Source organism: Hymenobacter sp. B81 (genome assembly GCF_044628455.1).
In the GTDB taxonomy this organism is placed as follows: domain Bacteria; phylum Bacteroidota; class Bacteroidia; order Cytophagales; family Hymenobacteraceae; genus Solirubrum.
Map to the genome: position 1 here is coordinate 1,443,644 of NZ_JBIYZW010000001.1, position 9,292 is coordinate 1,452,935.

Sequence of the window (9,292 nt, forward strand, 5' to 3'; positions counted from 1 at the left end):
TTCCCCGCATATGAACACGTTACGCATTCGCGGTCTGGCCACGCTCGGTCTGGCCGCTACGCTAACCCTGGGCACCGTTTCCTGCGTGAAGGACCTGGACCGGGAACCGTTTTACGATCTGAACACGGAATCGGTATTCAGCAGCCCCGCTAACCAAAAGGGCGCGCTGGCCCGCCTCTACGCCGGCCTGGTGGTAACCGGCCAGGCTACTACTGGCGACATCACCCGTGACCTGCAGGGCGACGACGAAGGGGCTACCTCCTACTCGCGCCTGCTGTGGAAGCTGCAGGAGCTGCCCTCCGACGAGGCCGCCGTGGCCTGGACCGACGGCGCCATCCAGGAGTTGAACCGCCTGAACTGGGGCCCCGAAAACGGCTTCGCCCAGTACATGTACAACCGCATCTATTTCCAGATTGCGCTGTGCAACGACTTCATCCGCCAGATGAGCGACGCCAAGCTCAGCGAGCGGGGCATCTCGGGCAACGACCTGACCAACGCCAAGAACTACCGCAACGAAGCCCGCTTCCTGCGCGCTTTGAGCTACTATCACGCGCTGGACATGTTCGGCAACGTGCCCTTCGTGACGGAAAACGACCCGCTGGGCAAGTTCCTGCCGCCCCAGTACAACCGCGCCCAGCTCTTCGGCTACGTCGAGTCGGAGCTGAAGGCCCTGGAGAACGAGCTGATCAACGCGCGTCAGAACGAGTACGGCCGGGCCGATAAGGCCGCGGCCTGGACGCTGCTGGCCCGCCTGTACCTCAACGCCGAGGTTTACACCGGCACGCCGCGCTACGCCGACGTTATCACCTACACCAATAAGGTAATTGGCGCCGGCTACTCGCTGGCTCCCAACTACCCCAACATGTTCAAGGCCGACAACGACGTAACCTCGCGCCAGGAGTTCATCTTCCCCATCGTCATCGACGGCCGCTTTACCCAGAGCTTCGGCGGCACCACCTTCCTGGTAAAGGCGGCCGGTGGCAACCAGCTGCTGCCCGATTCGCTGGGCGTAAACGAGGTGTGGTCGGGCATTCGGGCCAAGAAAACCCTGCCCAACGCCTTCGGCCTGGCCAACGGCGCCAACATCAAGGCTTTCCCCGATAAGCGCGCCATCTTCTTCAACCGCGGGCAGAGCATTGAAATCAGCAACCTGACCAACTTCCGCAGCAACGGCTGGGCTGTACCCAAGTTCACCAACCTGAAGTCGACCTCGACGCCCACTAACCTGCAGCCGGGTAACGACCCGACCCGCGTGCACGTGGACACCGACTTCCCGCTGATGCGCCTGGCCGACGTGTACCTGATGTACGCCGAAGCCACCGCCCGCGGTGCCGCCGGCGGCAGCCGCGGTACGGCAGTCGATTACATCAACGCCCTGCGGGTGCGCGCCTACGGCAACACCTCGGGCAACATCAGCGACGCCGACCTGACGCCCCTGTTTGTGCTCAACGAGCGCGCCCGGGAGCTGTACTGGGAAGGCTACCGCCGCACCGACCTGATCCGTTACAACCGCTTCGCCGGCCCCGGCGTCACCTACAACTGGCCCTGGAAAGGCAACGTGCGCGACGGTCAGCCGGTGGATGCGCGCTACAACCTGTACCCCATCCCCCTGACCGACCTGACGGCCAACCCCAACCTGCGCCAGAACCCCGGCTACTAAGCCGGCTCCGGCCTCGCATAAAAAAAGCCTTCCCGTAATTGGGAAGGCTTTTTTTATGTCCATCTCTATCAGCCGAAGCCTGATTGGCCTCAGTAGACCAGTTCCCGGCACGGCAGCCGGTTTGCTGGCGCCGCGCGGCGGCCGGGGTAAAAGTCGCTCCCACGCGTTCTGGGTACCTCCGCTGCTCTCGGTTTTAGAGCGGGGTCAACATCCGAAAGCAAAGTACCCTGTTGATTTGCTCTTGGATGTTGAGCCGCGCCAAAAGCCGAAAGCAACAGCATACCGGCGGGGCGTGCTCAACCCCGCCCGCAGCCGGGCTGGATTGATGTATTGCGGATAGCAGCAACTGCGCAGGTCTACTGTTCGCAACGTGGCAAGCCTCGGCACCAGTACCAGTATTCAGGCTGCTCCTCTGCCCGGGTCTGGGTCCGGAACCCGTCTTCGCTGAAAAGAGGCCACAAAAAAGCCCGCTGCCATTCGGCAGCGGGCTTTTGGGTTTTGGCTTAAGTAAGCTTACAGCAGCACCACTTTGCGGGTAGCGGCTTTGTCGCCCACCTGAACTTTCACCAGGTAGGTGCCGGCCGATACGTCCTGCTTCGATACTTCCAGGTTGTGGAAGCCGGCAGATTCAGTGCCGTTGTGCAGGGTGCGCACGGTGCGGCCCATCAGGTCGGTCAGTACCACCTGCACGGCCTGCGACTTGCCCAGCACCTGGTAGGTGATGGTGGTCTTGTCGGCCGAGGGGTTCGGGAACACGCCCATAGCTACGGCAGCTTCGGCAGCCTGGCGGCTGCTGGTTACCACTACGTTGAAGGTAGCGGCCTGCGTGCCCTGCTCCAGGGAGAAGTCGGGGGTATTTTCGAGGTTGGTGGTGTTGCCGGGAATTTCCGGAATCACGTCCGACGACCAGTAGCCGCTGTTGGCCACGTAGCCGGCAAACAGGCGAATCACGTTGGCACCGGCAGGCAGGCCCAGGGCGGCGCGGTCCATCTCAATTTCCCAGCCGTAGGAGCCGGCCCCACCCGGGTTGGGCACTGCCGCACCGGGGTTGTCGGTTACTTTACCGGTGCTGGTGGTGCGGAAAGCCATGCGCATGCCGGCCAGGGGAGCAAAAGCCCCGGTGGTAGCCGATGCGTTGATGGTCTGCGGAGCGCCGGCTGCCGTGGGGATAGTGGGCGTCAGGTTGGTAGCCGTACCAGCGGTGGCCGAGGTAAACATCAGCGCCTGCGGGATGAAATTGGCACCGTCGCCTTTCAGCGCCAGGGCCGCATCAACGGGCATGTCGAGAACCATGCCGGCCACGCCAGGCTCGGTGCCCTTCACTTCAAACATCGTGGGCGCAGCCGGGTCGGTGCCGGTGATGGTGGGCAGCGGCGTGGCGTCGGGCACCCGGTTCAGGTGCGGGAAATCCATGTACAGGTGGAAGCCGTTACCGTTGTTTTCGGGCGTGCCGGCCAGGAAGAAGTACAATTTGGTGCTGGTGTTGGCAGCGTACATCCGCAGCAGACCCCAGTCGCCAAAGCCGGAGGGGTGGGGCTGGTTGTAAGCGCCCAGCGAAACGTACTGCCCGGCAGCAGCCGAGCCAATTTCATTGGCATTCACTACCCCGTCGAGCGTGATTTGCGCCTGAGCGGTGAGCGACGCGGTAGCCAAAGCTCCGGCCGCGGCGAGGGTAAAGATTTTTTTCATGAGAAAAGGGAAAGAAAAGGGAGGTAAATGTCGAGCTGGAACCGCGGCAAAACACGGCTCCAAATAAGGCAGCCGGTTTTTGCCATTTGCATCGGTAAATGTAGCAACGACCGAAAAGAAAAAAAGTTTTTGGCCCTGATAATGCGTTATTTTCAATAATAACTCTAAAATATAAACAATCATTAACCGCAATCGTTTGGGATTTTAATTTACCCTAGTCACCTGGGGCAATTAGCCTTAATTACCATCATTAAATGGGCTTTTCAGCGGCTTCGCTTCGCGGTTTATGGCGGCGATTGGGCCAAATAATCCGCCTCGCTGCCCGCTTTTTGGGTGTCTTTACGCGGGCCCTTGCCCAGGGTTTGCGCCCAAGGCAGCCGGCGCCGTAGCTTGCGGAGCGGAGCGCGGCCCCAGCGCCTGCCCCTGGTTCCGAATTTCTCACCCGGTGGGCTGCGGCCTGCCTTTCTGCTTGCCTATGATTCTGATTGCCGATGGCGGCTCCACCAAATCGAGCTGGTGCCAACTCACCGAAGGTTCGCCCGACCGCGTGTACTTCAACACCGAGGGTTACAACCCGGATTTCATGCCGACGGCGGCCATTGCGGCCTCGCTCGACAAGAACCTGCCCGACACGCTGCCGCGGCCGCAGGTAACGGAGGTGCACTACTACGGCGCGGGCATCTCGTCGGCCAAGAAGGCCGAGCAGGTAGCCCAGGCCATGCGCCAGATTTTTCCGCAGGCCCGCGTGCTGGTGGAGCACGATTTGCTGGCCGCCGCCCGCGCCCTGCTGGGCCGTAAGCCCGGCTTTGGCGCCATTCTGGGCACGGGCACCAACTCCTGCCTCTACGACGGCCAGCAGATTACCTACAACGTGGATTCGCTGGGTTACTTTCTGGGCGACGAGGGTTCGGGCTCGTTTATCGGCAAGCGGCTGCTGCGCGACTACCTGCGCAACCTGCTGCCCGACGGCCTGCAGGACACCTTCCGCGAAACCTATAACCTGACGCGCGACGACATTCTCGACCGCCTCTACAACCAGCCGCTGCCCAACCGCTTCCTGGCCAGCTTCGCCAAGTTTGCCTACGACAACAACAACGTGAGCTACTGCCGCGAAATCGTGCGGGAGGGCTTCGAGACGTTTTTCCAGAACCTGGTGCTGCACTACCCGCGCTACCAGGAGTACACCTTCAATTGCGTGGGCTCGGTAGGCTACAACTTCCGCGACGCCCTGGCTCAGGTGGCCCGCAGCCACGGCATGGAAGTGGGCAAGATCATCCGCTCCCCCATCGACGATTTGGTGGACTACCACGTAGCTGGCTAATCCGGCACCGGGGCTTTCCGCTCGGAAAGCGAGTTCACGAAAAAGGGCCGCCTCACTGCTGAGGCGGCCCTTTTTCGTGGCTTACGCAAGCGGCTACTGCACCAGCAGGCGCGTCACGGCCAGGCCGCTGCTGGTTTGCACCTGCACCAGGTACACGCCCGGGGCCAGACCCGCGAGCTGCAGGGGCACCTGCACCGCGCCGGCGGGCTGGCGGCCCGGCAGGCTGGCGCTGCGCAGCTGGCGGCCGCGCACGTCCAGCAGGCTTACCTGCACCGCCGAGGCCGTGGGCAGCACGAAATGCACCGCGGCGCGGGAAGTGGCCGGGTTGGGCGCCACGCTCAGCTGCAGGGCTGCGGCCTGGCGCTGCGGCCGGGCCGCCGTCACCACGCCGGGCTGGGCCACGCGCTTGGAGGTGTACACGGCATACTCACCGGGAGCCAGGGCGTAGCGCTGGTTGAGGTTGGTCACCACCATGCTGTCGCCGCGCAGGTAGTTGTACCACTTACCGGTGCTGTGGAAGTTGGGCCACACGCTGTCGCCCACCACGCCGAAGTTGCCTACCACGACCACGTTCATGCTGGGGTCGGTGATGCGGATGGTCTTGATGGCCTGGCGGCCGTTGATGTTGAAGTTGCGCGACTCGAAGGCCGGCTCGTTCACGCGCAGCGCGTTCAGGCTGGCGTAGGTATTGAACACGCGGCGCCGGGCCAGGCTGTCGTAGTAGTTCCAGCGGATGGGCTTGGCACCGGTGCGGCCGTTCACGTTGATGCTCACGTCGTAGCCCAGCTCACCGAACTGCCAGATCATCTTCGGGCCGGGCACGGTCACCAGGAAGGCGGCTACCATTTCGGCGCGCTGCAGGGCCGTGTTCAGGTTGCGCACGTTGTGGGCCGGGTTGGCAGTGTTGCCGGCCGTGAGGGCCGACACCAGCAGGCGCTCCTCGTCGTGGCTTTCGGCGTAGGTCACCAGGTTGGGCTCCTGGAAGTTGCGGTTCTGGTACGAGCCGCCGATGATGTTGGAGTTGTTGGCGAAGCCCTTGATGGCCTCGGTGTAGGCGCCGTGCAGGTTGCCCCAGATCATCAGGCCCGAGTCGGCCAGCACCTTCTCCTCGTTGCCGTCGGCAAAGTGCTCCAGGATGATGAAGGCGGTGGGGTCGACGGCGCGCATGGTGGTCTGGTAGTCGAGCCAGATGTTGATGCGCGACTGGTCAAACGCTCCCCAGGCGCCCACGTCGTTGGGGTTGTTGCGCTGGGTGAAGCCCTTGGACAGGTCGAAGCGGTAGCCATCCACGCGGTACTCCTGGAGCCAGTGCTCCATCACGCGCTTGGAGTAGTACTTGGTGAAGGGGCTTTCGTGGTTGAAGTCGTAGCCCACGTTGAAGGGGTGGGTGGCGTCGGGGTTGAACCAGGGGCTCTGGGGCGTGGGTTTGTTGCCGTCGAAGTACATCTGCACCATGGGCGACTGGCCGAAGCTGTGGTTGAGCACCACGTCCAGAATCACGGCTATGCCGCGGCGGTGGCACTCGTCGATGAGGCGCTTCAGCTCGTTTTTCGGGCCGTAGTACTTGTCGGGGGCGAAGTGGAACGAGGGGTTGTAGCCCCAGGAGTCGTTGCCCTCAAACTCATTGACCGGCAGCAGCTCGATGGCATTCACGCCCAGGCGCTGCAAATAGCCCAGGGTATCGACCAGCGTTTGGTAGTCGTGGCGGGCAATGAAGTCGCGCAGGTGCAGCTCGTAGATGATCAGGTCGGTCTTCTTCGGGCGCTGGTAGCCGGTGGTGGTCCACTGGTAGGGCGCCTGGTTGGTTTGCAGCACCGACACGATGCCCGTCTGCCCGGCCGGGTAGGGCTTCAGGTTGGGGTAGGTCACGGCCGGAATAAACCGGTCGTTGTTGGGGTCGAGGATTTTCTCGGAGTACGGGTCGGCCACGCGTAGCTGCCCATCCACCAGGAACTGATAGGCGTACTCCTGGCCCGGCGTGAGGCCGGGAATGTCCACCCACCAGTCGTTGCCGTCGGCAGTGCGCTTCATGTAGTAGGCCTGATCGACCTGCCAGTTGTTGAACTCGCCCAGCACGTACACGAAGTTCTTGCCCGGGGCCGTGAGCTTGAGTCGCACCGAGGTGTTGCCGGGCAGGTAGGTCACGCCATCCTTGGTGCCGGCGGGCAGCGCGGCCGTGGTCACGGGCGGGCGCACGATGAAAATCAGCGAGTCGGAGGCCGACAAGGAGGGGCTGGCGCCGAGCAGGCGCACCACGTTGCGGCCCTGCTGGGTGAAGGTCACGTTGGCGGTGATGCTGCTGGCGTTGGCCTGCTGGGCTACCTGCGTGCCGTTGAGCGAGAGGCTCAGCAGCGAGCTGGTGTTGGAGGCCTCGCCGGTGATGCTCACGGTGCTGCCCGCGGCCACAAACTGCGGGTTACCGCCGCTGGGCGGGGTGGTCAGGCGCACGGCGTAGCCGCCCTGAAACACGTCCACGAAAATGTCGCTGCCGCCGTCGCCGCGGCCCACCAGGCTGCCGCTGGCGTTCTTAAAGATCATGGCCAGGCGCAGCACCGTCTCGTTGGCCGGCACGTTGTAGAAGGCCCGCACGTTGGGCGTGAGCGTGATGCTCCAGCGGTTGTTGCCCAGCGAAGTCATCTGCGCGGCCGGGTCGCCCTGGTTGAAGTTGGTGCTCTTCACGTGGCGCCACTGCACGTTGGTGGTGCTGCGGTCAGTCACCACGCCCGTCCAGATGTACACCGGACCGGCAAAGCCGGCCAGTGCGCCGTTGCCCTGCGAGGCGTCGAAGATGATGGTTACCGGGTCGGTTTCGCGGAAGAACACCGGCTGGGTACGCACCACCTGCGCCTGGGCCGCCACGGTTGCGCCGAGCAACAGCAGCCAACCGTAGAGGAGTCGAAGTGTTTTCATGTATGAAAAAGTGAGTGAGGAACTAGTCACCAAAACGGGGTTCCTAAAGGTACGCAGGCAGGCGGTTTTTGGACTCAGTGCGGGGCCAGCCTTTGTCCGTAGCTTTGCCGGCTGGCCAACTGCCGGAAAATTTTCTAACACCTGTCTTTCAGCGCGTTAATCCAACCATCATCTTGTTTCCCCTCCCCTTCCCGGCCCGTCTAACCCCACTTGGAGGCGCCATTTTTCTGCTACTTTTTTTTGCCGGAGCGGGTGCGGCCGAGGGCACGTTGCGGGCGCAATCGATTGGGGAAATTTCGGAATCGATTGGGGAAATTTCGGGTCGCCCCGACTCGTCCGCCGTGGCGGCGGGGCAAGCGGCCCAGGCGGCGCCGGCCGCCCGGGCCGACTCGCTGACCCAGCTGCGCCGCCGGCGCCTGCCCCCGCTGCTGGGTGGCTTTGCCCTGGGCTACGGCGGGCTTTACTACGGCCTGAGCCAAAGCTGGTACACCGGGCCGCGCAGCGAGCTGCACTGGTTCAACGACTGGCCCGAGTGGAAGCAGGTCGACAAGGCCGGCCACCTGTGGGGCGCCTTCCACGAAAGCCGCGGGGCCGTGGACATGCTGCGCTGGGCCGGCGTGCCCCGCCGTCAGGCCATCTGGTACGGCGCGCTGGCGGGTTTCCTCATCCAGAGTCCCATCGAGTACTTCGACGGGCGCGACCCGGCCTACGGCGCCTCGGCCCCCGACTTGGCGGCCAACTTCCTGGGCGCGGCGGGGGTGCTCACGCAGGAGCTGGCCTGGGGCGAGGTGCGCCTGATGCCCAAGGTCTCGTTCCGGCTCACGCCCTACGCCCAGCGCCGCCCCAACGTGCTGGGCCGCAACCTGCCCGAGCGCCTGCTCAAGGACTACAACGGGCAGACCTACTGGCTGGCGGCCGACGTGGGCGCCTTCCGGCCCGGCTCGCGCTGGCCCCGCTGGCTGCAGCCGGCCCTGGGCTACGGCGCCCAGCAGCTGCTCTACAACGATGCCGACGCCAACCGCGCCGCCGGCCTGCGCAGCTACCGCCAGTACTACCTCTCGCTCGACGTGGATTTGCGCCGCATTCCCACCCGCAGCAAAACGCTGCGCCGGGTGTTCTACGCCCTGAGCATCTTCCACCTGCCCGCCCCTGCCCTGGAAGTGAACAGTCGCCGCGGGCTGGTGCTGCACGGCCTGTACTGGTAGCCATACGGCTGCGTCGCGGTGCCTTTCCGGAGTTCCGGAAATGCGCCGCGACAACTCTCGACGGGCTTCCGCAACATCCGGAAGTGCCTCGCGACAACTCGCGAAGGGCTTTTGCAACTGCTTTTGGGCCTCGCGACTACTCGCGAAGCATTTCCGGAACCCCGGAAGCCCGTCGCGGCAAGTCGCGAGGCCCATTTGCGGTTGTTGAAATGCATCGCGGCAAGTCGCGAGGGGCTTTTCGTCTTACAAATGCACCCCGCGCCAACTCGCGAGGCCCAAATCCAACTGTTGAAGCTCCCCGCTTCGAGAAGCGACGGGCAAATCGAACCGTTGCAGCCTGCCGCTTCGAGAAGCAACGGGCTTTCGTGACTGAAAATGTGCCCCGCTTCTCGAAGCACCGGGCAAATCCACTGGTGGAAGCCCCTCGCTTCGAGAAGCGGTGGGGTTGTGGTAAATGTAAGCGCCGCTTAGACGTAGTGGTGCCACGGCTTTGAGCCGTGGCACCAC

The 9,292-nt window shown here is 63.7% G+C and carries 5 protein-coding genes; 3 read left to right on the forward strand and 2 right to left on the reverse strand.

The window, feature by feature from the left end:
* Positions 1-10: 10 nt before the first annotated feature.
* Positions 11-1,660, forward strand: a complete 1,650-nt coding sequence (locus ACE191_RS06475) for a RagB/SusD family nutrient uptake outer membrane protein (RefSeq protein WP_400191371.1) — start codon at positions 11-13, stop codon at positions 1,658-1,660.
* A 513-nt stretch (positions 1,661-2,173) separates the two neighbouring features.
* Here the strand turns inward: ACE191_RS06475 and ACE191_RS06480 are convergent.
* Complete coding sequence (locus ACE191_RS06480; protein ID WP_400191372.1) at positions 2,174-3,349, reverse strand: T9SS type A sorting domain-containing protein; 1,176 nt, start codon at positions 3,347-3,349, stop codon at positions 2,174-2,176.
* Between the two features lie 475 nt (positions 3,350-3,824).
* Here ACE191_RS06480 and ACE191_RS06485 point away from each other — a divergent pair, with 475 nt between their 5' ends.
* Entirely contained in the window at positions 3,825-4,670 is an 846-nt protein-coding gene (locus ACE191_RS06485; RefSeq protein WP_400191373.1) for an N-acetylglucosamine kinase, read from the forward strand.
* A gap of 93 nt (positions 4,671-4,763) precedes the next feature.
* On the opposite strand, the gene ACE191_RS06490 is transcribed toward ACE191_RS06485, so the two are convergent.
* The gene (locus tag ACE191_RS06490) at positions 4,764-7,580 is read right to left on the reverse strand and encodes an alpha-amylase family glycosyl hydrolase (protein ID WP_400191374.1); all 2,817 of its coding nucleotides are present in this window, start codon (positions 7,578-7,580) and stop codon (positions 4,764-4,766) included.
* A gap of 341 nt (positions 7,581-7,921) precedes the next feature.
* On the opposite strand from ACE191_RS06490, the gene ACE191_RS06495 reads away from it, so the two are divergent.
* Positions 7,922-8,785 carry a DUF2279 domain-containing protein gene (locus tag ACE191_RS06495; RefSeq protein WP_400191375.1) on the forward strand — a complete coding sequence of 288 codons (864 nt, stop codon included), beginning with the start codon at positions 7,922-7,924 and terminating at the stop codon, positions 8,783-8,785.
* Positions 8,786-9,292: the final 507 nt, after the last annotated feature.

Coding starts and splice junctions, on each gene's coding strand:
- ACE191_RS06475 (WP_400191371.1), top strand. CDS start 11: ATGAACACGTTACGCATTCGCGGTCTGGCCACGCTCGGTCTGGCCGCT.
- ACE191_RS06480 (WP_400191372.1), bottom strand. CDS start 3,349: ATGAAAAAAATCTTTACCCTCGCCGCGGCCGGAGCTTTGGCTACCGCG.
- ACE191_RS06485 (WP_400191373.1), top strand. CDS start 3,825: ATGATTCTGATTGCCGATGGCGGCTCCACCAAATCGAGCTGGTGCCAA.
- ACE191_RS06490 (WP_400191374.1), bottom strand. CDS start 7,580: ATGAAAACACTTCGACTCCTCTACGGTTGGCTGCTGTTGCTCGGCGCA.